The 23,358-nt window shown below is 50.4% G+C and carries 22 protein-coding genes; 7 read left to right on the forward strand and 15 right to left on the reverse strand.

The features are described from left to right. Positions 1–58 precede the first annotated feature (58 nt). Together MCON_RS04015 and MCON_RS04020 are read left to right on the forward strand one after the other, a co-directional pair. Positions 59–721: a tetratricopeptide repeat protein gene (locus tag MCON_RS04015; protein WP_013718751.1), complete on the forward strand. Its 663-nt coding sequence runs from the start codon at positions 59–61 to the stop codon at positions 719–721. Positions 722–794: 73 nt separating this feature from the next. Next, the gene (locus tag MCON_RS04020; RefSeq protein ID WP_052297519.1) at positions 795–1,247 is read left to right on the forward strand and encodes a hypothetical protein; all 453 of its coding nucleotides are present in this window, start codon (positions 795–797) and stop codon (positions 1,245–1,247) included. 36 nt (positions 1,248–1,283) lie between these two features. Here MCON_RS04020 and MCON_RS15075 read toward each other — a convergent pair whose 3' ends face one another. Next, positions 1,284–3,272, reverse strand: a complete 1,989-nt coding sequence (locus MCON_RS15075; protein ID WP_013718753.1) for a C1 family peptidase — start codon at positions 3,270–3,272, stop codon at positions 1,284–1,286. Between the two features lie 296 nt (positions 3,273–3,568). On the opposite strand from MCON_RS15075, the gene MCON_RS04030 reads away from it, so the two are divergent. After that, complete coding sequence (locus tag MCON_RS04030) at positions 3,569–4,060, forward strand: M48 metallopeptidase family protein (RefSeq protein WP_013718754.1); 492 nt, start codon at positions 3,569–3,571, stop codon at positions 4,058–4,060. A 28-nt stretch (positions 4,061–4,088) separates the two neighbouring features. Here the strand turns inward: MCON_RS04030 and MCON_RS04035 are convergent, their stop codons facing one another. Continuing rightward, positions 4,089–4,385 carry a hypothetical protein gene (locus tag MCON_RS04035; RefSeq protein ID WP_013718755.1) on the reverse strand — a complete coding sequence of 99 codons (297 nt, stop codon included), beginning with the start codon at positions 4,383–4,385 and terminating at the stop codon, positions 4,089–4,091. A 126-nt stretch (positions 4,386–4,511) separates the two neighbouring features. Here MCON_RS04035 and MCON_RS04040 point away from each other — a divergent pair, with 126 nt between their 5' ends. The 4 genes from MCON_RS04040 (at position 4,512) to larC2 (ending at position 9,042) form a co-directional block, all read left to right on the forward strand. Continuing rightward, on the forward strand, positions 4,512–5,069 hold the full coding sequence (locus MCON_RS04040) for a DJ-1 family glyoxalase III (RefSeq protein ID WP_013718756.1): 558 nt from the start codon (positions 4,512–4,514) through the stop codon (positions 5,067–5,069). Between the two features lie 117 nt (positions 5,070–5,186). Then, positions 5,187–5,789 (forward strand): tetratricopeptide repeat protein, encoded by a 603-nt coding sequence (locus MCON_RS04045; protein ID WP_048131858.1) that lies wholly within the window; start codon positions 5,187–5,189, stop codon positions 5,787–5,789. Between the two features lie 179 nt (positions 5,790–5,968). Further along, complete coding sequence (locus tag MCON_RS04050; protein WP_013718758.1) at positions 5,969–7,816, forward strand: hypothetical protein; 1,848 nt, start codon at positions 5,969–5,971, stop codon at positions 7,814–7,816. 2 nt (positions 7,817–7,818) lie between these two features. Beyond that, a complete protein-coding gene (larC2, locus tag MCON_RS04055; protein WP_052297520.1) occupies positions 7,819–9,042 on the forward strand; it encodes a nickel pincer cofactor biosynthesis protein LarC2 in 1,224 nt (407 codons plus the stop codon). 117 nt (positions 9,043–9,159) lie between these two features. On the opposite strand, the gene MCON_RS04060 is transcribed toward larC2, so the two are convergent. The 13 genes from MCON_RS04060 to MCON_RS15090 all read right to left on the reverse strand — a co-directional run bounded on the left by MCON_RS04060 (position 9,160) and on the right by MCON_RS15090 (position 23,109). Further along, positions 9,160–10,734 carry an IS1634 family transposase gene (locus tag MCON_RS04060; protein WP_013718760.1) on the reverse strand — a complete coding sequence of 525 codons (1,575 nt, stop codon included), beginning with the start codon at positions 10,732–10,734 and terminating at the stop codon, positions 9,160–9,162. 149 nt (positions 10,735–10,883) lie between these two features. Beyond that, positions 10,884–11,333: an ABC transporter substrate-binding protein gene (locus MCON_RS15080; protein WP_013718761.1), complete on the reverse strand. Its 450-nt coding sequence runs from the start codon at positions 11,331–11,333 to the stop codon at positions 10,884–10,886. A gap of 184 nt (positions 11,334–11,517) precedes the next feature. After that, positions 11,518–11,877, reverse strand: coding sequence for a substrate-binding domain-containing protein (locus MCON_RS15085; RefSeq protein ID WP_013718762.1), 360 nt, complete (start codon positions 11,875–11,877; stop codon positions 11,518–11,520). Continuing rightward, positions 11,878–13,059: an ABC transporter substrate-binding protein gene (locus tag MCON_RS04070; RefSeq protein ID WP_048131860.1), complete on the reverse strand. Its 1,182-nt coding sequence runs from the start codon at positions 13,057–13,059 to the stop codon at positions 11,878–11,880. Positions 13,060–13,086: 27 nt separating this feature from the next. After that, positions 13,087–13,926: a class I SAM-dependent methyltransferase gene (locus tag MCON_RS04075; RefSeq protein ID WP_013718764.1), complete on the reverse strand. Its 840-nt coding sequence runs from the start codon at positions 13,924–13,926 to the stop codon at positions 13,087–13,089. A gap of 38 nt (positions 13,927–13,964) precedes the next feature. Beyond that, positions 13,965–15,146: an ABC transporter substrate-binding protein gene (locus MCON_RS04080; RefSeq protein ID WP_013718765.1), complete on the reverse strand. Its 1,182-nt coding sequence runs from the start codon at positions 15,144–15,146 to the stop codon at positions 13,965–13,967. 178 nt (positions 15,147–15,324) lie between these two features. Further along, entirely contained in the window at positions 15,325–16,656 is a 1,332-nt protein-coding gene (locus tag MCON_RS04085) for an ABC transporter substrate-binding protein (protein WP_013718766.1), read from the reverse strand. 9 nt (positions 16,657–16,665) lie between these two features. Beyond that, positions 16,666–17,502, reverse strand: coding sequence for an ABC transporter ATP-binding protein (locus MCON_RS04090; protein WP_013718767.1), 837 nt, complete (start codon positions 17,500–17,502; stop codon positions 16,666–16,668). 5 nt (positions 17,503–17,507) lie between these two features. After that, entirely contained in the window at positions 17,508–18,581 is a 1,074-nt protein-coding gene (locus tag MCON_RS04095; protein WP_048131862.1) for a FecCD family ABC transporter permease, read from the reverse strand. Between the two features lie 385 nt (positions 18,582–18,966). Beyond that, entirely contained in the window at positions 18,967–20,565 is a 1,599-nt protein-coding gene (locus MCON_RS04100; RefSeq protein WP_013718769.1) for an ABC transporter substrate-binding protein, read from the reverse strand. Positions 20,566–20,603: 38 nt separating this feature from the next. Then, positions 20,604–21,785 (reverse strand): tRNA (N6-threonylcarbamoyladenosine(37)-N6)-methyltransferase TrmO, encoded by a 1,182-nt coding sequence (gene tsaA / locus MCON_RS16840; RefSeq protein WP_013718770.1) that lies wholly within the window; start codon positions 21,783–21,785, stop codon positions 20,604–20,606. Positions 21,786–21,809: 24 nt separating this feature from the next. Beyond that, on the reverse strand, positions 21,810–22,478 hold the full coding sequence (locus MCON_RS04115; protein ID WP_202795826.1) for an FmdE family protein: 669 nt from the start codon (positions 22,476–22,478) through the stop codon (positions 21,810–21,812). A 136-nt stretch (positions 22,479–22,614) separates the two neighbouring features. Further along, entirely contained in the window at positions 22,615–23,109 is a 495-nt protein-coding gene (locus MCON_RS15090; protein ID WP_157863665.1) for a PadR family transcriptional regulator, read from the reverse strand. Positions 23,110–23,358 lie beyond the last annotated feature (249 nt).

Below are 23,358 nucleotides of genomic sequence, written 5' to 3' on the forward strand. Positions count from 1 at the left end.
ATGCGGGATATAGATAGAATAGGTAGAGATATATCTCCAGAATGAAAGATGGCTGTTCATGAAGCTCGCATTGACCCTATTAGCTCTTCTGGCAGCGACAAGCATTCCCTCGGCGGCGGAAGAGCATACGGCGGAATACTGGTCGAGCCTTGGAGATCAGCAATTGTATAACGGCAGCATAGAAGAGGCCGCAAGAAGCTATGATGAGGCCCTGGAGTTGGACCCCGGCAATGTTAACCTTTGGAACCGCAAGGGATATGCATTTGGCATCTTGGGTCGTTATGAGGATGCAATAGCAAGTTTCGAAAAGGCTCTGGCGATAAACTCCACGAATGTCGAGGCTTTGAACTGGAAGGGCCTTGCCCTCTACAGAGGATTAGACAGGCATGATGAGGCTATAGCCTGCTTTGACAAAGTATTGGGGCTGAATGCTTCAGACTCTGAAGCCTGGAATGGAAAGGGCATGGCTTTGGCTGATAAAGGCGATCTCTCCGGATCGCTGGTCTGTCTTCAGATGGCAAGCAAACTCGATCCTCTGAATCCAGGTGCCTGGAATAATGAGGGGGTAGTCCTGCGGGAGCAGGGAAAGTACCAGGAAGCGCTGGAACGCTTCGATAAAGCCCTGCTTCTTGACCCTAACAACCAGGCGGCTCAGACGAACCGGAATAACACCCTGCAAGATATGAATCGGATCGTTCAGCTGGGAACGGGCAGGGCATAAGCAGCACTCTATTCAGAGCAACAGCTTGAAATGCGAATACGTCAATTACCGAAATGGTGACCGATGGATGTGGATGAAGCTGATTTGTCTGGTGATCATTTTTATGGCCATTCCCGGCATTAAGGGTGAGATACCCCTGGCCTATACACCAGCCGCTATCAGTGGCGGCCAGAACGATATGCTCACTGTCAAAAACTATGATACCGGTGCAGTCATGACCGAATCATACACCGATGTAGAGCACTTGAATAGAGATACTCAGGTTCGAACGGGGGCCTATGCAAATTCCGCAGACGCCGCATCGCCGAGAGGAGGCCTGGAGGCGAGCATCAGCTCCAATGTCATAGGCAATGCTCATATCGCCTGGCAGTCCGTCGACCCTGGCGTCACCGCAAAAGGCCGCCATCCTCTCATCGGCCGCAGCGTTGAGGATCTGACCGGTGTATTCTCCATCGAGAAGTTGATCCAGCTGTGGTCTGACAGCCAGTCCGGCGAGATCTGCGTGGACTGGCTGCCTTGTTCCTGATTTATTCCAGCCTAATCCCATGCCACCCGTTGGATATTATCCAGTCACCCGCTTTTTAGGATCCTGTTTTGGATCCATCTTGATCTCCACCACCAGGTCGTTATAGTCGGTGTCCTTCAGACCGTAAAGGTCCTCCCAGCGAAGCTGGCATTTATTCGATCCGAGCTTCAGCCGAAGGACGTGCGATTTCCCGTCCTCATTGAGGCCGCTGTCTGTGTAGAAGAAGGCCCCATCCTGGGTCTGCAGAGCGAAGATCAGCCTGGTTCCTGTCGGATAGTCTCCTACCTCAAAGCTCTTGCCCACGTTTCCCTGAATGGAGTCGAAGATCAGCTTCTTCTCGGGCTTATAGAGCCAGAACTGGTTATGATTGGGCGTATTCTTGCTGACCAGTCTGGCCACCACGTGGCTGTCTTTCTCCAAAATCACATCCTCTCGGACGATGGGTGCCACTATTATCTCTGCTGTGAGATCCTTGTAGCTTTTGAGGCGCATCCCATAGGATTTCTCCCAGCGAAGCTCCCATTTGTTGTATCCAGTGGGGAGCTTTCTCACGTGGCTCAAGAAATCTGGGTTTTTCACCTGATCGGTGTAGTAGGTGTAACCCTCAAGTGTCTTGAAGGCGAATGTGAGGCTGGCGCCTTCGGGATACTTTCCCAGGTCTATTGCCTTTCCCATGGGGCTATCCAGGGTGAAGATCAACCTATTCTCCGGAGAACTCAGCCTGAACTCCTCTTTGGTGGCGGCATGCCTTTGTTTAAGGGTGGCAAAGACCCTTCCCTCTTTGGGCATCACCAGATCCTCGCTGGTGGCGCTAATGATCTCAATCTCCATGCTCACATCGTTGTAGTCCTTCTCCCCCAGGCCGTAGAGGTCCTCCCAATTAAGCTGCCATTTGTAGGTTCCAATGCCGGTTTTGTTAACATGGTCGCAGACGTCGTCGTTTAAGAGCTGGTCGCTGTAGAAGATATGCCCCGCTGAAGTCTTCAGGGCAAATGTGAGCCGGGTTCCGGCGGGAAAGGCTCCCAGATCATGGATCTTGCCCAGATCGGAGTCAACCGCCCGGAAGATCAGTTTCTCCTCAGGACGGTATAGCCAGATCTCATCCTCCAGAGTGGTGCTCTTGCCGGTAAAGCGCACAATAACCCTTCCTGATTTTGGCATGATCAGGTCATCGTCTGCTGTGAACTGAACTCCATAGAAAGCGAACTGGCTTCCCATTCCGCATTCTCCGTAGGCGATCTTGAACCAGCCGCTTTCTCCCCAGCCCTGTCCCCAGCTGTTCTTGCAGATCCAGCAGCCTTTGGCATCATCGAAGCCCACAACGCATACTGCGTGGTCGCCCATATATCCGCCGTATGCAGTCTTATAGACTCCTTTCTCATAATAGAAGAAATCCTCATAAACGCTCAGCCCGCCGATGAGTGGACCGCGCTGGCTGAGCCACTCCTTGGCCTGGGAGCTGTTGGTTATGGTCGTCCAGCTCTCTATCTTGACCACGCGTTTGTCTCTGTCCGGGCAGCTGCCGGTCTTATCCCCCTGATAAGGATTGCATGCCTCGTCAGGAACTCCACTGGACTGAGCAAATCTCAGAGCGGGAGTGAAATACCAGCCCCGTCCACAGCAGTCGCCGCAGCCCCTGAAGAAAAGATCTGCCTCGGAAAGGTCGGGATCGAGGGATGGGTCTCTCTTGAAGATCTCCAAATTGGACTCAATGGCCGCCACAGTGGCAAAGGCAACGCAAGAGCCGCACTGCCTCTGATCCTTTATCGGCGTCGTCCAGTCGTTGCCGGACACGTCTCTCCAGTCCCACTGGGTGGGATATATGGATACAGATCCCGATTTTGCCGCAAGAGATCTATCCCTTTCCGCCATCTGCAGGATCATCGCTTTCTCATCCTCCGGGACCACTAGCCCCAGGTAGTGCATCTTCTCGTCTGTGGCCAGTTCTGATACGGCTGTCTCCCCCGCGGTCCAGGTCAGGTTCATCCCTTTGATCCTGCTTCGAATCTCCTTGATCTCATCCATTCCCAAGCTTAATAACCCCCTTGATATATTTGAGGCAAATACTGAGGTAAACTTATGTTTTTTAAAAATAATCTCATAGTTAATTATGTTTGCGGATGATGCGATAGGATTGGCACAGGCAATTGAGATGAAGGGGTGATGAAAAATCAAAGCGAAATGCCGATGATATGCAAATGATATGCATTGTGAATATAATAAATAAGAATGTCCGTGAAATCCGGTCATAGTCCCATATAGATTTGGGGAAGAAAGCTATTAATAACTCTCAAACTCAATCATTCTGGAGGCTCAGTTCCATGGAGATCGTGGTGAAGAGGTCTGCGCGACGGAAGAAGACCATTCAGGCCCGGATGGTGGCGGGAAAGATGGAGGTCTTGGCTCCTGCATCCATCTCAGATGCCGCCCTTCGGGCCCATATAGAGAAGCTTCAAATCAGGCTGGAGAAACGGATCTACCCCAAGGACGACCTCCATTTAAGCCAGAGGGCGGCAGCCCTAAATGAGAGATATTTCCGGGGAAGCCTGTCTTGGAATAGCATTCAATATTCCTCCCGCCAGGAGCACCGGCGTGGCTCGTGCAACTGTGCCGCCCGGACCATTCTCATAAGCGACCGTCTGGCAAGCCTTCCTCAATGGGTGGAGGATTATGTTATAGTGCATGAGCTCGCCCACCTCATCGAGCCGAATCATGGCAAGAGGTTCAAGGCCCTGGTGAATAGGTATCCTTTGGCAGAGAGGGCAATCGGATTTCTGATGGCATCCGAGACGCTGGAGGCAAAAGGTGTCTAGGGATGCATTCCATTGACCCATTCCAGGCTCATTTCCTTCCATCCAGGTAGCTGCTCAAGAGGCATAAGGAATCCTCTGGGCCGATCTGCTCGAACTTCTCGCAGGGAGTGTCTCTATAACAGGGCAGATGATGGATGGTGCAGGTTGCGATCTTTTCCTCTGGTCCGGATTTATTGGCAAAGTGGGGGCACATCTGCCCCGCAGGCTTGTGGATCATGGCCTCAGGATCGTTCTTATTCATGTTTCCGTCGGGAAGAATTGACCGGGGATTGACGACGAAGATGTCCAGATGGAGGCAGCACCGTCCGCAGCGTTTGCATATCATGATATGCACCCCTGATGGTCCGGTCCATATTTATTGATTAGCATTGCGATTGCCAAAATGAGGGTTATCAATAGTAATAGACTTAAGGATTCAATGCCAATAGCTTGATTGAGGAGGCTATAAGGCATGAAGATACTGGTTACTCTGGCAGATGGCTTCGAGGAGATCGAGGCCATCAACGTCATTGATATCTTGAGACGCGCGGGAATAGATGTGGTAACCGCTGGGTTGAAGGATGGATTGGTAGAGGGATCTCATGGGGTACGGGTGATGCCTGATACCAGCCTGGGCAGGATCAATCATAAAGATCTGGACGGCCTGGTCCTTCCTGGAGGAGCGCCCGGCTTCATCAACCTGGGAAAGGATGAACGGATATTGAATATGATCAGGGAGCTGAATCAGGCGAACAAGTATGTGGCAGCTATATGCGGAGCGCCATCGGTCCTGATTAAAGCGGGAGTCTTGCAGGGCCGGAAGGCCACTGTGCATCCTTCTGGGGAGGAGGAGGTAAGGTCGTGCGCCCAGTTCTCCAGTGATCGGGTGGTGGTTGATGGAAATATCATAACCAGCCGCACTCCGGGAACGGCGATGGAGTTCGCCTTGAAGCTGGTAGAGGTATTCGTGGGTAAGAAGAAGATGGAGCAGGCCAAGGCTCAGACTCTGGCGATATGCAAAGGGGATTGAAATGAACAGGTGCGATCATACAAAAGAATGCATTGATAAATATTGCATTAGGGAGAGAAATGCCATATAGATACAATTTTCGAAAAGTTTATCTCCTTTAAGATCACATAAAGGGCCATGAAATGCTTTTGGAGCTTACTGCTCCTCCTCTTTATTCTAGCTCACAGCGTACAAGGGCAGCAAACGGCAGAAGAATGGACCAACAAAGGCCTTGACTATGCCATTGAGGGCAAATATGTGCAAGCCATACAATGCTATGACGAGGCAATCAGAATCAACCCGGACTTGGCCATGGCCTGGAACAATAAAGGCGTAGCTTACCATTTGCAGGGCAACCACAGTGAAGCCATTAGATTCCTCGACGAGGCTATCAGGATCAATCCGGACTTCGGCATGGCCTGGAACAATAAAGGAAATGCTTACGCCAACCTGGGCAACTTTACTGAAGCCATCCACTGCTATGACCTGGCCATCGGGCTGGATCCAGACGACGCTCTGGCCTGGAACAACAAAGGCAGAGCTTCCGGAGAGCAAGGCAACTATACAGAAGCCATCCGTTGCTATGACGAGGCAATCAGGATCAATCCGGACTATGCTTTGGCCTGGTACAACAAAGGTGAAGCTCTCAGAGCAACCGGCGACAGCGTCAACGCAGATGCCGCTTTCGCCAGGGCAAGGGAGCTGGGGAGGATGGCCAGCGCGGCTTTTCAGGAGACGTAGTCATCGCCAACTGCATCTGGCAGAAAGGCCGGGTCATCTTCGATGTGGCCGACGGCCTGTCGGAGGCAGTCCAGGAGCGTATCCCCATCATCCTCCGAGAAGAGGCTATTTTTTCGCCTTAAGGCAATCCTTTAATATTTTGGCGCTTATATGATAAAAGATGGTGGAGTGAAAATAATATGAACGAAGAAAGAACAAGAGCGATACTGGCCGCGTCAATGGCAGCCACATTCAAGCCGGACTACATGACCAACGACAAGATCGAAGCGGCAACCAAGGGTCATGGATCTTTGGTGATACCTGCGTTTTGTGCGGCTAACTCACTGGCTGAGGATACCTTTGGGGGGATGAGTTCTCCCGAGATGAGGCTTATGAGCGGAATTACCATGATTGATGCATCTTTGCCTCATATTCCCCTCGATCTGGTCATTGAAAAGGCCGTAAAAGAGACAATGCAAGCAGGGGCATCACCGGAGAACGCCGCGCTGCTGGTGGCCTCGCTGGCCTATTTCTGCGGAACATGCGCGCGAGCAGGAGTGCCCATGGGCAACAGGAAGCTAGGAGCGATAGCCAGGATGCACTCGGGCGCTGCCAGGACCAGCGCAATCGCCCTTGTCACCTCCAAGTTCACTCATAGAGTTCCCGCATTCCCAGCTTACATGGCCGTGTATGAGCAGCTTATGGACAAAAAGCTGACAAGTGTCGATGGATCGATCCTGCCTCCATTCATCGCTGGCGGAGCTATCTACGGTCACAGCTCTCTTGGAGAGGACTATAATTTTCCAGAGCTAGCACGAAATGCTGCCAAGATCGGAACCGAGGCCATGATGAAGAGCATGAATGGCGCTGGAATATCAGCATACCCTCTATGGCCTGCATTCATCGGTGCCACAGTGGCCATGGAGCTGGTCCATCCCGACGCATTCCTCGGCGAGGAGTTTGGCGCCTTTGGAAGCGTGGACTCGGCTTATCTGGCAGGCAAGGGTGCAATTGAGGCTGCCAAGCTTCCTGAAAAGCTGCATGTCCGCGGGTCTAAAGACGAGTTTGATACTGCAAGGGTCATTGGAGATTTCGGTCTCATACTAAAGGATATCGGCGGCCCTTCAGTTATCGGCTCTATGGCCTTAAACGAGATATTTGCTGGATTTGAGGAATCTCCTGTAATCGGAGCAGGTTTCTCTGGAGGGCCGGTAAATCCACCTCTGGGTCATCTCTGCGGAGATGTCCTTCCTACCCTGCGATTGTTGATGAAATTCGACGGAGACGTCTTCCAGGTGGCTGAGAAGATCAAGGATTACAAGATGAGGTCCTTCATTGATCCAGAGATGTCGTTGTGCGCCTTGAACACAATCACTCGAAAGGCAGAGGAGGTCAGCCGCGGACCCGTGAGCCGGGCCTGCATTCTCGCCAGCGAGGATGTGCGGGACCGCGCCATTTACCGGAGAGCGATGGATGCCTATGACCTGATCAAGTCCGGAAAGAAGGTCGAGGATGTGGCCAGAATTCTGGACGATAAGCGCAAAGCCTATGTTGAGGAAAGGGGCTCGACAGTTCTCTCTGGGTTCACAGGCAAGAAGATAAGCCTCCAGTTCACTGCTCTTCGGCCTCAGGCGCGCAGAACGGACAAGTTCACCGACAAGTTCTGGGGATTCGACTCCTACATATCCTATGACGTGCAGATAGATGGCAAGAAATACCATATCGAGGACCTGTCGGCCAAGACGGTTCCGGAGTTTGCCCTCGAGGGAAAGGGGAGAGATGACCCGGATATGGGAACTGCCATATTCGCAGGCGCTGTGCTGGCACAGGAATTGCAGTACATTGGCCACACGATCATCAACATCACAGTACCTGCTGCAATAGCCGCCGTCTTGGGAGAGGACGAAAAGGCGGCCTCCAAGATGGCAGAGAGCGGGGCTTATCTAACAAGAGCCATCCCAGGAGCACGTAAGAACGCTCTCGAAGTGGCCCGTATTGCCCGCAGGATCTACAGCAGCCTGACTGCGCCAGCCGAGGGGATGCCCTAAAATTGAAAACTTTAGTCATAGATTCGAGGGTTGCTGGAATATCCAGTGAGATGCTTCTTTCCTCACTGGTGGATCTAATACGGTCTCCAGCCACCCTGGAGCCTTTAGCCAAAGCAATAGGAGAGCTGCCAAATTGCACAGCTTTCTCCTATAAATTCGAAAAAAACTGCTCTTGCGGGATCTCTGCCAAAAAGATAGATGTCGTGCTAATGGAAGAGAGATTTCGCAGCGGAATTGTGCTGGTTGCATCTGCTCGCAAACTGATGGAAGAGCTGAATCTGTCCAGGGAGGCCTCAGGCCTTGTCGTGTCTGTGCTAGAGGACCTGATCGCGGCCGGAGAGCGGGTGCACCGCCATAGCTTCTCCAGCTGCAGGGTTGCATCGCTGAAAACGCTCTTCGAGGTTCTTGGATCGGCCTACATCCTCGATAAAGAGGGATTCTTGGAGGGAACCATCTATGCCACTCCGCCGGCCCTTGGTTCCAGTGCAGTCGGAATAGACGGCATCCAGATAGGAGGTCCCGCGCCTGCAACTCTAGAAATCCTGTGCAAGCATCAAATGGCTTATTCCTCGTTGCCGGTGGACAGTGAGCTGACAACGTCCACCGGCGCCGCGCTCCTGGCCAATCTTGCGGACTATATTGTGGATTTCTATCCGGCCATGAAACCAATCGCTGTGGGCTACGGTGCCGGAACTAGCGATCTGAATGGAAGGCCCAATGTTCTGAGAATCCTTGAAGGAGAGAGCTTTCGAGCGACAAGGGAGAGCATAATCCTCCTTGAGACAAATATCGACGATCTATCCGGGGAGACGGTGGGCTATGTCATGCAAAGATTGTTTAAAGAGGGTGCAGTTGACGTTTTCGTGACCCCAGCCCAAGGCAAGAAGAACCGGCCTGTAAGCATCATCTCAGTGATCACCGATCACAGTGCTTGTGACAGGATGATAAGGGTTCTCATGGAAGAGACTGGGACACTGGGGGTGCGAGTGCAAGAGGTTCCGCGAGTTGTAGCTGATAGGGAGCGAGTGCCGCGTCAGTTCTCAATTCAGGGCAAGATCTTCGAGGTTAGGGTCAAGACGTCATATGTTGATGGAAAGATAATAAGCATAAAGCCTGAGTACGAGGATCTGAAAAAGATGGCTGAATGCCTGAACATTCCTTTGAACCATGTGACGGAAGCCGTCAAGAGGGAACTGCCCGGGCTGGCTCGCCTTGATGATGCCTAAGGGTGGACCTTGGGCCGAATGCACTAAATATTTTTCCAGCAGGCCTTGGCGATGACCATCGCCTCGATCGGGTACTCAAGACGCTTTGCCCAGTTGTAACCTAACCTCCCGAAAAGTTCAGGCGCACAGGTTTAGCGCCTGAAGTATTTCCCTCTGTTTTTTTGTCATTTCGGTGACTAATATCTGTCCGTCCGCCAAAGTGATTTTTCTCAATTTCTCCAATTGCAGAAGCAAGAGTTCAACAGAATACTTATCCAGTAGCTTCGCTTCTCTCATCATATTGATCAACCTCGTCCTAATGATTAGACTCAGGAAAGCGACGAAGATGAAGCCTCTTGTTGTCTTTTCACTATGAGTATTCAGCGGAAGGATATCGATTTCGTTCTTCAGAGCCTTAAAGCTTTTTTCGATTTCATCGCGCTCCCGATAAAGAGAAAGACAATTTAGCCAGTCGAAGTCCCCTGAGTAGAACAGGATATACTTACCCATTTTATTCATTCTTTGAGTCACAGCATTCTGTTTAATCGAAACATCAAAGCGATTATCTACCACATTCCATTCAAAGAAGTTTCCGAATCCTCGCGCTTTCTCTTTAAAAGCCACTTGAGGACTGCTATTCTTCTTCAAGCGAACCTTGAGCAGCTCTTCTCGAATATCGTACAACCTGCTAAGAAGGGTCTGCTTCTCGTTTTGCTCCAATTTAGGATCATAATACACGTACCCGCGGACTTCCATATTATCAATATTATATGTCATTGGCTTAGCAAAAATTGGCTCGTTGTTAAACTTATGCAGGTATTTTACGTCATCGATGTCCTTTTGCGCTTCGGTCATTAGTTGCTTCAGATCATTCAACTGCAACTTAGCAGCCATGACAAACGAAATTTTATTGTCCAACAACTCACAGAGATTGCCCAAGCTAAAGAATCCCCGATCCATCACAGCAACATAGTTTTGGACTCCGTGAGCCTTAATCTTTTTCAAAGTGCCGGAAAGCGTACTGACATCAGAAATGCTTCCAGGGAAGATGTCATACATCACAGGGATTCCTTTGTCCTTATCCATAATCAAGGACATATTAATTTGCGGAAGATCCACTCCATCGCGATTATATCCGTACTCAAGAAGGTTGATAAGTTGAGAGTAACTTGATAGGCTTGTAATATCGTAAATGAGAGTGCTTTTGGTGCTGGTTCCTTCAATCAGTTGGGACATAAAGCGGTCAGGGATATTGCTTTCACCCACCCGGCAGAGAAGTTCACTTACTCGCTGGCTGGCAAGGTCGATTTGAGGAGATTCAAGAGCAAGAGCGGTCCCTTCGAACCATGAATCGACGTTCTTCATTGCCGTAGGTCTTATGATTCGGTTGAATACCAATGCGCGAATCATGGACGCCTCGGTTGAGGGTAATAGGTTCTCTAGATAGCGATCTAAGTTAAGTTCTTCCATTATTGACTGGTGCACAAGTATAGAACCATAATCAAAAGATGACTTGACTTCTGCAGTTTTCTTCTTTGTCTTCTCTTTGATCTCAGATGGAGCGGAACGCATCCGGACCGGCTGGCCATCGACGTTTCTGCCTAAATATTTTGATCTATGTCTGATCTGCTTCTTCTCCTTATCATAATAGGGTGTTTCTTCATACCAATATTCGATACCATTTTTCACTTTGATTCTTCTAGTGGGTTTCATTATGTGCCCCAATATAAGTAGGCGCATAAAGTATAAATACCTTTCGCCACGCAAGGCTAATATGAGTTATTTCTCAAAATAGAGGCTTCATAATTGATATTGATCGGTTTATGCTCCTATTTGATCCGGGAGGTTAGGTTGTAAGGAATCTAGGGCAGAGCATAGACCCGTCCATTTTTCATCGCTGAAAGCTCCTGTAGATTCTGGTAGTAGGGAGCGGTGTACAGCTCGCTTGCCGGGTGATAGCCCTGTGCCGTCGGGAGGACAATGACATCCGGGTCCATTGTCAGAATTTGCCCCGTGGCGACTACAACGAAGGCACCTGTCCCCTCGTATGCGTTCTTGGCATTTGCTGTATCCTCGATGAAGTACGACTCGATGGTATCGAGGCCCCAGGCCATGCCAGCACCTCCTCCTTCCCTTGCTCTAGGCGAGAGCCCCAGCTGCATCATACGAACCTTTTCCTCCACTGGGACATCTTTGGTACGACTGCGTATCTCATCGATTTGCGATTCCAGGTAAGAGGCGATATCATCAGCATCCTTCTCTCGAGAAAAGACCTCACCCACCAGCCGGATCTCATCTCCGATGCGATCCACAATTGGCTGCTCCTGAAATAGCGGGCCGACCAGTATTACCAGCGGAATTCCGAGCGATTGAATCGATGCAATGGTCTTCTCGATCTTCTCATCAGATCCTGCAGAAAACGCCCGTGACCCCCCGGAGGAAAACTACATCTGCTTACAGGGAGGCAAGCGTCTCGTAGTTGACAGCAGTTGCGCCTTAGACCAAAACCGGGAGTTTGGCTAACTCCGGCATGAGGTATTTAACAGGATTCATGCCGTTCTTGAATTCGTAGCTGCTGCCGTCTACCGTCTCGAAGGAATAATCGTAGTCGTTCTTGCAGCAGGGAGCGCCCAGAGCTACAATCTTGTCCTGTATCCCCAGCCGATACATGATGCCCTCGACAAAACCATCATCGATGGCGACTACTCGCTCGATATTCGATGGAACTTCGACACTCAGTCCAAGCATATCGGTTACGGTTTTGTGCTCTTCTGCCGAGATGGGCACCGCCAATGAAAAGCCCATTGTCACCAGAAGAAGCAAAAAAAATTGTGTCTTTCTGTTCTTGATCATCATTCAATCCTCCGTCGTCCAGTCCATCCACTGGGCCGATCGCAGCTTTTCAGCCGTCTCCCGGTCAACTCCGTAGACATTCTTGTAGAAGTCCAGCAGCCACTGGGCCAGGTCTATGTCCTGGAATTGGTCCGGATAGGCAGCCTTGGCTATGACCATCACGTCGATAGGATACTCCAACCGCTTGGCGCAGTTGCACGGAGACCAGGGGAGAGCGGTCACGTTCCTGTCCTTTACCGCCCTCATCTCCTGCAGGTTCTGGTAGTACGGAGCCTCGTAGAGCTCTCGCGGCGGATGATATCCAGATGCTGTGCAGAGCACGATGGCATCAGGATCCAGGGCCAAAAGCTGCTCGGCGTTAAGGGTCTTGAAGTAACCGGGGTCATGGTAGGCATTTTCAGCGTGAACCAGATTTTCAATGAAATAGGACTCTATAGTATCCAGGCCGAAGACCTGTCCTGCACCGCCCTCTTTCCGGGCAGAGGGAGACAGCCCCAGGATGAGTACTTTTGGCTTTTGCTCTTCTGAGACATCTTCAGTCCTCTGACTTACCAGATCCACCTGGACCTCCAGGTATTCTGCCAGCTCATCTGCCTCCGCCTCCTTGCCAAAAACGCTGCCGATGATTCTGATTTCGTCGGATATGGTAGAAATATCCTTGTTTTGCTCCTCATTGAAGTTGTGAGCGTATAGCACCACCAGAGGTATTCGCAGTGCTTCGAAGCTGGATATGGTCTTTTGGGCGGTCTCATCGTTGTACCTTAAGGAGCAGTCGCCGGCTCTCAGGATAACAACATCCGGTTCCAGCTCGGCGATGGCCTCGAAGTTGGGCGCCGCGTCGCCATTGGCCACAATTGGAAGCTCTCTTAAATGGGGATAGAGGAGGCTGACCGGATTTGCTCCATCCTGGTAGATGATGGGCTCGCCTTTTACGCTCTCGTAGGTGTAATTCCAGATTTTGGGAAGACAGGTGGAGCCAATGCCCACAATCTTATCCTCCTCTCCCAGGACCAACATCGTTCCTTCAATCAGGCCGTCGCTGATGGTCACTACACGATCGATATCGGCCGGGACGTCTACTGCCACGCCACGGCTGTCTGTTACCTCTCTTGTTTCTTCCGCGGCCCCCTGTAAACAGAGGACAATCATCAAGAGGGCTAAAGCCCAAAACTTATGCTTGCTCAATTTATCACCACCAAAGATTGGATTCAGCTAATTCTTCTCCCACCAGAGCATCATATTGGTCGCACGATATGGCAAAATCCACTGGCCATTGCGCTCTTCTAGAATCTGTGGAAGAACATCTTTTAGCACTGATCGTTGAGTCGAGGATAGAGCATTGAACTTTCCAGCGAAGTAATCTGCAGCCCCGTCCAGGGAGGTGAAGCGGTGGAGCATCTCAAAGCGGAAGACCCGGATATTGGGATAGATGCCCATCTGGTAAAGCACATTGAAGATTATGTCGCTTTTAGGCATGGTTTGATAGTCGCTCTTTCCAAATAGTGCAGCGCTGAGCTTTCTGTAATCTGCATCCCAGGAAGGCTCTCCCGCAAACCACATCAGACAAATGTACCTCGACGAGGCCTCAATCATCTTTGAAACGGCCTCTCGAAGATCCAGAAATCCCAGGGAGAAAGATGCCACGACCAGCTCGTATTTCATTAACAGATCAGTCGGGATTTCAACATCTTCCCACCGTTTCTGAATGCAATCGATGTTTTCGATCTTATGCCTCTTGAGATCATCGTTCAATACCTCTAGCATCTGTGCTGACGGCTCTACCGCTGTAACCCTGGAAGCAATCCTGGAGAACGGTATAGCAAGCCTTCCAGTGCCTGCTCCGATGTCTAGAACTGCAAACGGAGAAGATAGAGCCATGATGTCCCTGAATGGCGCGATCGACTGCAGATCCTCCTCCTCAAGCATCCGGCCGTAATTGCTGGCCTCATGCTTATTGCTCCAGTTGTCCACACAGTCCCTTCCTCTACCCGATTCTATGGACTTGGCCATTCTCTCTTTCCATACTTCATTCCAATCCAATGATGTAATCATACAGCCCTCTCCCAGAACATTTGGTTCGAGACCTGGCTCTACTCCGCCGTCCAGTCCATCCATTGAGCGGAGCGCAGACCTTCAGCCGTCTCACGATCTACGCCGTAAACATTCTGATAGAACTCCAGCAGCCACTCTCCGAGATCGATGTCCTTAAAGCGATCAGGGTATGCGGCCTTGGCCATCACCATCACATCGATTGGATACTCCAGCCGCTTATCGCAGTTGCAGGGCGACCAGGGGAGTGCCATAACCCTTTTGTTCTTAATCGCATCCAGCTCCTGTAGGTTCTGATAATAGGGCGCTTCATAAATCTCTCTCGGGGGATGATAGCCAAAATCCGTGGGCAGCACAATTGCATCAGGATTAATGGCCAGCACACGCTCTGCATTCACTACCTCGGTCGAGACCTGCTCATGGAATGCGTTGCGAGCGTTTACGATATTTTCCAAGAAATATGATTCAATGGTGTTCAGTCCCCAAGCATCCCCAGCAGCACCCTTACCTCTGGTTTGAGGCGATAGCCCAAACAAGAGCATGCTCGGCTTTTCGCTGTTCGGGATATCTCTTGTTCTCTCCCTTACTGTATCGACCTCGCTTTCAAGATATCTTGCAAGTTTATCTGCTTGGTCTTCCTTGCCGAATACCTGACCGACGATCCTAAGTTCTTCAGACAGCTTATCCAGGCTGGGCTTCTCGCAGGTGTTGGGACCATAGGTGACCACCAGGGGAATTCCAAGAGACTCTATGGAATCGATGGCCTTTTTCATGCCGTCTTTATCCTTCCAGAATGTGCAATCACCGGCCCTTACGATGATGACATCGGGTTTCAGGCCTGCAAGAACCTCGTAATTGGGGGCCACACCGCTTTTAGCAACCAGGGGCAGATCTTTGATCTTTGGATTTAGATAATTGACAACATTCATCCCATCATGGTAGCTGAAGTTTCCGCCATTCACAGTAGGATAATCGATCTGCCAGACTTTAGGCAGACATTCGGACCCGAGGCCAACCAGCTTATCTTGCACACCCAAGACAGTCATCACTTCCTCCACCAATCCATCGCTGATGGTCACCACTCGATCGATCTCTGCAGGTACCTGAACTGATGCTCCCCTGCCATCTACAACAGTTCTCGTTTCCTCAGACGCTAATGCCGCTCCCAATATGAAACAAAAACATATTGAGGCGAGCTTACAAAGTTTCATATATTTTATCATAGTGTCACCTGCGCTGTCTGCCGCTAGACTTCACATTCCTGAGCACCACATCCGTTGGAAGGACCGTCCTTGTTTTGCCGATACGTCCTTTGCATTTCTGAAAAGTCGTATTCCTGGTCAGAGTCCCGCCACTCTGATGCCACAAAAAAATTTTTGCATTTCCACATTAAATTCACCATCAAAATCCCGTATCGTCAAGCCATTCCAGACACAAGCCCCTCTTTATCTCCTGAGCTGTCTCCTCATCTATGCCGTAAAGCTTCACGTGGTAGTCAATCAGCCACTCTCCGACATTTACATCCTGGAACCTATCGGGATAGGTGAATTTGGCCTCGATCATCAGGCTGACGGGGAAATCCAGCCTCTCGGTCCTGCAGCCGATGAGTGGAAGTCCTGTGACCTTCCTTTCCTTGATGGCCCTGAGATCCTGCAGATCTTTGAAGCTCTCGTTGTTGTAAAGCTCATCAGGAGTGTGAACGCCCTGAGCTGTTGGCAGATATATGACATCAGGGTCAAGAGTCAATAGCTGCTCAGCAGACATAAGCTGTCGGCCCTCTCCTTTGAATTCATTCTTCGCATTGACGATGTTTTCAATCAGAATAGGCTCAAGGATATTTTCCCCATCGACATAAGCGACACCACCCTTTCCCGCACTGTAACTGGATAGCTCCAGATAAAGGAAGCTCTTCTTCTCGTCTTCAGGAATATCTGCAGTCCGGCTCTTGATGAAATCCACCTGTTCTTTGAGAAGATTTATTATCTCTTCTGCTTTATCCTCTTTCTCAAATATTTTTCCGAGAAGCTCTACCTCAGTATAGACAGCTTCAGTCTCATCTCCATCGTATTTTGCGACTTGATTGAGGACGACAACCGGGACTCCCAGCGTTCTCATTGTCTCTATGCTCTTGAGATATGTCTCTCCGCTGTCCCTCCCCCACTGCCTGGTGCTTACAATGATGATATCCGGGTTAGTGCTGGCAATAGTTTCATAATTCTCCTTACCGATGGAGCCGCTGAACGGTATGGCTTCATCATCCAACATCTTTGGATACAGAATCCCTTCTATACACCACGGTGTGTTATGGCTGTAGCTCTTACCGTTATAAGTAAAGCTTCTGGTGGTAGTTCCGCTTTTAGTGCAGCCCCCCTTCCCTACGATCTTCTCTGCATCTCCGAAGGCATACATTGTTGTGGCAATAAGGCCGGTACTTATCTGAAATACCCTCTCGGGCGGCTTATAAATCGTGACCTCTGTGCCAGTGGCATCGATTATGATCCTGGGATAATTCTCCTTGATATGGCGGATCTTGTCCAGCTCCTCTGTCGAAATTTCTCCTTTCTTGTAGGACTCTTCGGCTGCCTTCAACTCATCGTCTGAGACCTTATTGTCCCCGTCAGTGTCTCCTGGAACACTTGCGTGACTGGATACAGCGCCTTCAGATGCGCTTGCTACTGCAAGCAACAAGACCAGGCATGCTGCTCCTAGCATAAAACACAACTGTTTCGACATATTAACACCTCAAACCTGCTGTCTGCTCATGCATTCTCTTGATTGGTCCCATCTCCCAAAGCCCTCCATCTCCTGTCGGAGCGCCACATCCCTTGGCAGCACCATCCTTATGCCGCCAATGCTCCTTACAGAGCATACATCCTGGTAGATCTCGTCCATTGTATCCTCAGTGATGACGCTCTGTGATGTTCCCTCCTTCAGGATGCGGTTGTCCTTCATCACCACCACCTTGTCGCAGAACCAGCTAACATGGTTGGGGTCGTGGCTACAGGCCAGAATGGTCACTCCCCTCTCCGCAACCATTCGCATTATCCTCCAGATTCGGATCTGGTTACTGAAGTCCAGCGCAGATGTCGGCTCATCCAGGAACATGAGCGGCGTCTCCTGAGCGATGGCCCTGGCCATCAGTATCATCTGGCGCTGGCCTCCTGATAGCTGATTATAAGGATAGTCAGCCAGCTCTGTAAGACCCAGGAGATCCAGGGCCTCGGCCGCCTTCATCTTATCCTCCCGGCTGATGCCGAAGAATCCATTAAGCCGAGGCGTTCTGCCCATCAAGACCACCTCCCTGGCCAGATAGGGGAATGGAGGCTTGTGCTCCTGGGGCACATAGGCCACGATCTTGGCCATATCCTCGACCCTGAGGTCCTTGACGTCTTTACCGTCCATGCGGATAGATCCGAGATGGGATTTCAAGAAGTTCAGGCAGCACTTGAAGAGCGTCGTCTTTCCGCAGCCATTGGGGCCAAATAGGCCGCATAGCTCGCCCTCGTTCACATCGAAGGACACGCCCTTGAGTATCGTGGTGTTTCCATAGTTGAAGTGAAGATCTTTGACCTCGAGCATTGGCGTCATCCCAGCATCGCCTTCCCTCTGGTCCTGAGAAGATAGAACAGGTACGGCGCACCGAGGATGGAGGTGATGATTCCTACAGGAATCTCAGCGCTGGTGAGCGTTCGTGCCATGGTATCGCAGACCAAAAGATAAGATCCTCCAAGCATTGCTGATGCAGGAATCACATATCGATGATCGGGTCCAAGCATCATGCGAGTGGCGTGAGGCATCATCAGGCCCACCCAGGCGATAATTCCCACGGTAGATACTGCAAGAGAGGTAACAAGAGTGGCCAGGGTTATCAGGACAAACTTGTATTTCTCCGGGTTGACTCCAAGGGCTCTGGCCTCGTCATCGCCCATGGAAAGGATGTTGAGCTTCCAGCCCAGGGCCCACATAATAAGGAAGCTGGGGATTATTATGGGCACGAGCAGATGGACATCATTCCATGTGGCGTAATAGAAGCCGCCCATCAGCCAGAATACAATTTCCCGCAAAGCCGCATCTGTGGCTATGTACTTGAGAATGGAGACCATTGCAGAAAAGATGGAGCCAATGATCACACCTGCCAGGATCAATGTCACTATGGGCGTCTCCTTTCTGACCCTGGCCAGGAAGTAGGCCATGGCCACAGCCATAGACCCAAAGATAAATGCAGAGAGCTGAATGGACAGGAAGAAGCTGGAAAAGACTATGCCCATAGCAGCGCCAAAGGCAGCCCCAGAGGAGATGCCGAGGATATAAGGCTCGACCAGTGGATTTCTGAAGCAACCCTGAAATACTGCGCCTGCCGTGGCCAGGGCTGTGCCTACAGCCACGGCCAGGAGGACTCGGGGGATTCTCAGTTCCCAAACAATGGTGTTATGGAGCTTGGTGACACTGGATAGGTCTCCGAAAGGCGACAGATGAGCCAGTACGATTCCATAAACATCAACAATGGAGATGCTATAGGCTCCAAAGGTTATAGCCACCCCCACCGTGATAAGAAGCAATACGAAGAGAGCTGAGAGGATCAGGACCTTTCTCCCTTCTGAGTAACCATATGCGATGTCAAAGCCCAACCGCTCCCACAAGCTTGTTTTTCTGATCATATCTGACAATACTGAACACCGCCGCCTTTATCGAATCCGATCATCTTCATTACCGCCACGCACTTCCTGCGAAAGATTAACAATTGATATTAACCTTGCATATAATCGTAGCAAAAGATACATATTTCGTATATAAGGTTGCTGCTATAATCCCGAGCGTTGTGAGATAGCATATAAAATTTTGCAGGATTCGAGATCGTTTGATTGAGATCCTTATTATTATTCAACGAGTGCTACGGCGCAATCAAATTTGAGAGGAAAAATATGATATCTGCAATTAATGTCCATCAGCTCACCAAGGTTCACGACGGACGGATAAGATCCTTGGATAAAATTGGGCTGATAGCGGCCTTTTTCCGCTATTTCGCCCCCAAAATAGTTGCATTCACTTCACGAAGGACTGTTTGTTCTGCGCTATTGGAGTTCCCATGGCGATCCCCCGCTTGGTGTAATACATGTCGATCAGACCATCGTGCGCCCAGCAGGAATCGGCATAATACAGGGGCAGCATCGGCAGATCCTGAGCATGCAACACTTGGACCTCATCGACGAGTTCCTTGCGGCGATCGGGGTCCATCTCAGAAACCTCCCGGCTTAAGAGATCATTTAACTCCTGGTTCTCAAAGTAGCGGGCGCTGTTGAACGAAAATCCTTCGCCTATAAGCCTGCTCAGGATTTCAGGATCTGCTCCCATTCCTCCGTGACTGTTTAAGGCCAGATCGAAGTCCCACTCAGAAACCAGGCTGTCCCGTGCCTTGGAGTCGAGGCTTCTAAGAGTCACCTTGAACCCAGTCTGCTCTAGCTGCTGCTTTATCATCTCTCCTGCTCGCTCGTCAGTGGCCGTGACCAGCATCTCCATTTCCAGGGGCTCACCGTCTTTGGTGAAGTACTGGCCGTCCTTGGTGTAGCCCAGCTCTTCCAGAAGCTCCCCGGCCCTGGCCGGATCATAATCGTATGTCTCCACATTGGGATTGCATAAATCGTTATCATGGGCTAGGAGGCCGGGGCTGGCGATGATTCCGTAGCCGCGCAAGACCGTATCCACAAGAGCCTGTCTGTCGATGGCGTAGTACAGAGCCTGTCTGAACCTTGCGTCGGAGAATGGCTCCTTCCTGTGGTTGACCATGAGCTTGGTGATGCCGTCGTGTGAACCTCTCAGGACATCAAAGCCCGCCACCCCCAGATCCTCAGCCTTCTCGGGAGGGACTGTCGCTGCATCGACATCGCCTTTCTCCAGTGCCGCAGCCGCCATCTCATTGCTAACCTTTACGAACCTGAGTTGCTTGACCTTTGGAGCGCCCAGGTAGTAATCGTCATAGGCCTCGTAGAGGTATGTCCCCTGCGCCCTGTCGTAATCGACCAGCTTGAAGGGACCCATGCCGGTTAAGGCTTCATCCTCCAGGAACTCGGCAGGATTGGCCACATTGCTGTAGATGTGCTCAGGAAGTATGGGGAGCGCTCCCGCAACCATCTCGATGAACGGGGCATAAGAGCCATTAAGATAGAGCTTGACGGTATAGTCGTCCAGAGCCTCGGCAGACTTCACAAGTTTTGGGCTTACCAGAGGGTAAGGATGTTCTTTGGTATAATCGATTGTGAAAACCACATCATTAGCGGTGAAGGGCTCTCCGTCCTGCCAGGTCGCGTTCTTTCTCAGGTCAAAGACGTAAGCGTCGTCCTCCAGCTGCCAGCTCTCCGCGAGAGCAGGAACGTAGCCGTTCTGGTCCTTCCATACGAGTGTGTCGAAGATCAGGCTCATTCTGATATATCCAGGCCCTCTCGGGTAATGGCCGTAAGGAGAGGGAAATCCCCAGTCGCCGGTTGGGTCGGCAATTGTAAACATGTCTATGGTCTCATCGGAAGCCGCTGCCATGTTGCAGAAAATGAGAAGCAACAGGCCCACGACCGCAAATCCGAGGGCAAGGGGAACTTTTGAGGACAAAGCTCCACGAGTCCCTTTAATCGGCAGATTTTTCCTAATCAAAATTCCTCCTACAAATTTTGCTAACTAAAAAAATGCTATTAGCTCTGCGTTTTATTCGGTGATTTGCCTTTATTTACCTCTTCTTGAAGGCGTTGCATCCATTCAGGGATGTGGACATCTTCCTGCGGGAAAAAGTCCTTGACGTAAGGCTTTATATCGATAACAGGGCTTCCATCAACAGCGTCGAGGCCGAGGACCTCCAGGACGTTTCCCTTTCGTCCCTTCAGATGGACGACGGTCATAAGCACCGGATTGGGCCTTGCAGGGCTACAGGTGCAGAAAATGCCTTTTTCGGGAATATCTTCTCTGCCCATGGGGTGCACCCTCGTAAGCGACCGGCCCTCTTCGGGGACTTTATGCGCCCAATATAAAATTACAAGATGAGAATACTCCTCAATTCCGTCCAGGATGCCATCCAGACCTTCGTAGATGATGATATTCGAGATTTCTCCAGGCATCTCATGAATTTTAACTACGGCATCTTTGAGGTCGCCCTGCATTTTTAGTCCCTCTTCACCGGCAACAAGGAATGGTTTCTCTATCTTGCTTCTTATAATACCCACCGGATGCAGTACAATGCTGGCATCTTTTTGTTTCAACAAATCGGTCAACTCCTCGGGGATTTTTCTGAACTGAATCAAGTAGTTATAGCCTAGGTCGCACAAGCTCAACTTTCTAAAACCGTGTTTTGTTATCGTTCTTTCCAGCTCTTCAGCTGATATGCGCATATCAATCGGCGGTCCGCATGGCTGGTCCTCTTTCTTGCATTCGATAATTGCCAGCCGCCCCTCAGGTTTTAAAACACGCCCTATTTCGCTAAACAGGGTGCTCTCTACATCGGCCAGATTGAGGGAGTGAAGCACGGTAGATATGAAACAAATGTCTACACAACTATCCTTGACCGGCAGAGGACCGGAAATATCACAGACCTCAGCCTTAATATTCTTTAATCCTTCTGAAACGACCTTATCCCTTAAATCAACTATCGCATCCTGGTTTTTATCCAGAGCGTACGCTCTACCGGTATCGCCTATAAGCCTCGAGGCTCGAATGGAATAATCTCCCGGCCCGCTGCCCAAATCTAGAAAGCAGTCTCCTCTCTGCAGATCAAGCCCGCCGAAAACCAGATCCGGGTCCTGCATCCAGAAGCTGCTTTTTCCCTTTTTATGTCTGTTCGGCCTATCGCATTGACGCCCGCAAGTCGTATCTGTTGCATCCATTTCTCTCTCACCAGGATATTTGGGTCAGCTCTTGGTTGAAGCAGATGGTCTTTCAGATTCTTTGGCAACAATGCCTCTTCCCTCGACCTGACGATAAGCTTCTCCTGCACACATGAAACAGAGACCGCCCACGGTTTTAGTGGCCATGATCATCTCGCCGCAGTTGGAGCAGACGATGCTCTCCGTAATTGGAGCGTATTCAGGCAGCAGAGGCCGAAAGGTCTCGACTGCAAATAGCTCATCGAATGGTAGCTGGATGACGCCGAAGGCCGCCTGCCTCCCCGCTTTTCGAAATGCTGCTTTTTCCCTTGCGCCGCCCTCCCGATTCTTGATGACCTTTTCCATCAGAGGGTAGAACTCCGGGGAGGCCTTGGCCACGCTAGAGCTGAAATCGGGCTGAACCCTTATGCGGACTCCGGTCTCCTTTCCTCGAATGGCGAAGGTAACTGCCAGCCTTCCCAGATCGCGGTAGACCAGGGCGTTGTTCCCCAAGGTGCAGCCGGATACGGCCTGCACTCCGTCGGCGAAGCATGCGTTTGTTTCTACAACGGCCATGAGGTCCTCTAATCCGTCGGAAGAGATCGAATCCAGGCCCAGAAGATTCAGGCCATGCACCGAAGCCATGACGCCAAGAGCGCTTCCCGGACAGAAGTGCCCGTGGATCTCAGCAGTCTTCACGAGGCAGCGGGCCATATCTTTCTCACGTATGGCCTGAAGAAATTCTCCTCTAGGGTTTTGCTTAAAGTCTTCAATTCGTCTATCTTCTGCAAATATCTGTTCTGTATTCATTTCGCTCAATCCAACCATCTCCGAATCCAACTGTCTCTGATTATATCTTCTTCAGCTCATCTATGGCTCTTAGAATTACAGACCGGACCCTCTCTCGATCCGTGTCGGTTTCCAGATGATCCGCAACCTGATGAATCAGCGGAGCGAGCAGCTCTATCTGTTCTTTTACGGGAACTCTCATTCCCCTGTGAAGGTCATGCATGTCTTTCATGAGATCCTGCACATCGGCATCTTCGAACGTTTCGCTGGCCAGAGCTATAGATTGATGGAGCTTTTTGATGAAATCATGTTTAACCTCATTTATCTGAGCAACATGCTCTTTGCCGATCTCAGTCAAGCTGTAGTAGGTCTTGCCGTCTTCGGCTCTTCCTGAGATCCAGCCTTCTCGCTCCATCTTTTTCAATAGCGGATAGATCGATCCCGTGCTGGGTTTCTTTCCGCTAATCGCTTCCACTTTCTTTATTATATCGTAGCCGGATGCTTCACCATCTTTCATGATGTGAAGCATAATCATCTTCAAGATACCAGTTGCCATTATATCAGTATCGCTATATCGATGCATATATCGCTGTTGGTTATACTTCCATTCGATCTATTCACTCAATCAGCTTCCATGTCTATGTATCGATTTAGACATATCAATCCAGATATATATACTTTTTGAGCCTGTGTGCATATAAAGTATGAATAGAATTCTATAATTTCATAAAAAATTAGAAGAGATGAAAATGATTGCCATCTCCACCAATCGGTTCTTGATATACCTCAGACACTTGCTGCCAGG

The organism is Methanothrix soehngenii GP6 (assembly GCF_000204415.1).
Taxonomy (GTDB): Archaea; Halobacteriota; Methanosarcinia; order Methanotrichales; family Methanotrichaceae; genus Methanothrix; species Methanothrix soehngenii.

Bases quoted from the DNA above. Each gene is read 5' to 3' on its own strand.
- MCON_RS04015 (WP_013718751.1), top strand. From the start codon at position 59: ATGAAGCTCGCATTGACCCTATTAGCTCTTCTGGCAGCGACAAGCATT.
- MCON_RS04020 (WP_052297519.1), top strand. From the start codon at position 795: ATGAAGCTGATTTGTCTGGTGATCATTTTTATGGCCATTCCCGGCATT.
- MCON_RS15075 (WP_013718753.1), bottom strand. From the start codon at position 3,272: ATGGATGAGATCAAGGAGATTCGAAGCAGGATCAAAGGGATGAACCTG.
- MCON_RS04030 (WP_013718754.1), top strand. From the start codon at position 3,569: ATGGAGATCGTGGTGAAGAGGTCTGCGCGACGGAAGAAGACCATTCAG.
- MCON_RS04035 (WP_013718755.1), bottom strand. From the start codon at position 4,385: ATGATATGCAAACGCTGCGGACGGTGCTGCCTCCATCTGGACATCTTC.
- MCON_RS04040 (WP_013718756.1), top strand. From the start codon at position 4,512: ATGAAGATACTGGTTACTCTGGCAGATGGCTTCGAGGAGATCGAGGCC.
- MCON_RS04045 (WP_048131858.1), top strand. From the start codon at position 5,187: ATGAAATGCTTTTGGAGCTTACTGCTCCTCCTCTTTATTCTAGCTCAC.
- MCON_RS04050 (WP_013718758.1), top strand. From the start codon at position 5,969: ATGAACGAAGAAAGAACAAGAGCGATACTGGCCGCGTCAATGGCAGCC.
- MCON_RS04060 (WP_013718760.1), bottom strand. From the start codon at position 10,734: ATGAAACCCACTAGAAGAATCAAAGTGAAAAATGGTATCGAATATTGG.
- MCON_RS15085 (WP_013718762.1), bottom strand. From the start codon at position 11,877: ATGATGATCAAGAACAGAAAGACACAATTTTTTTTGCTTCTTCTGGTG.
- MCON_RS04075 (WP_013718764.1), bottom strand. From the start codon at position 13,926: ATGATTACATCATTGGATTGGAATGAAGTATGGAAAGAGAGAATGGCC.
- MCON_RS04080 (WP_013718765.1), bottom strand. From the start codon at position 15,146: ATGATAAAATATATGAAACTTTGTAAGCTCGCCTCAATATGTTTTTGT.
- MCON_RS04085 (WP_013718766.1), bottom strand. From the start codon at position 16,656: ATGTCGAAACAGTTGTGTTTTATGCTAGGAGCAGCATGCCTGGTCTTG.
- MCON_RS04090 (WP_013718767.1), bottom strand. From the start codon at position 17,502: ATGCTCGAGGTCAAAGATCTTCACTTCAACTATGGAAACACCACGATA.
- MCON_RS04095 (WP_048131862.1), bottom strand. From the start codon at position 18,581: ATGATCAGAAAAACAAGCTTGTGGGAGCGGTTGGGCTTTGACATCGCA.
- tsaA (WP_013718770.1), bottom strand. From the start codon at position 21,785: ATGGATGCAACAGATACGACTTGCGGGCGTCAATGCGATAGGCCGAAC.
- MCON_RS04115 (WP_202795826.1), bottom strand. From the start codon at position 22,478: ATGGCCCGCTGCCTCGTGAAGACTGCTGAGATCCACGGGCACTTCTGT.
- MCON_RS15090 (WP_157863665.1), bottom strand. From the start codon at position 23,109: ATGGCAACTGGTATCTTGAAGATGATTATGCTTCACATCATGAAAGAT.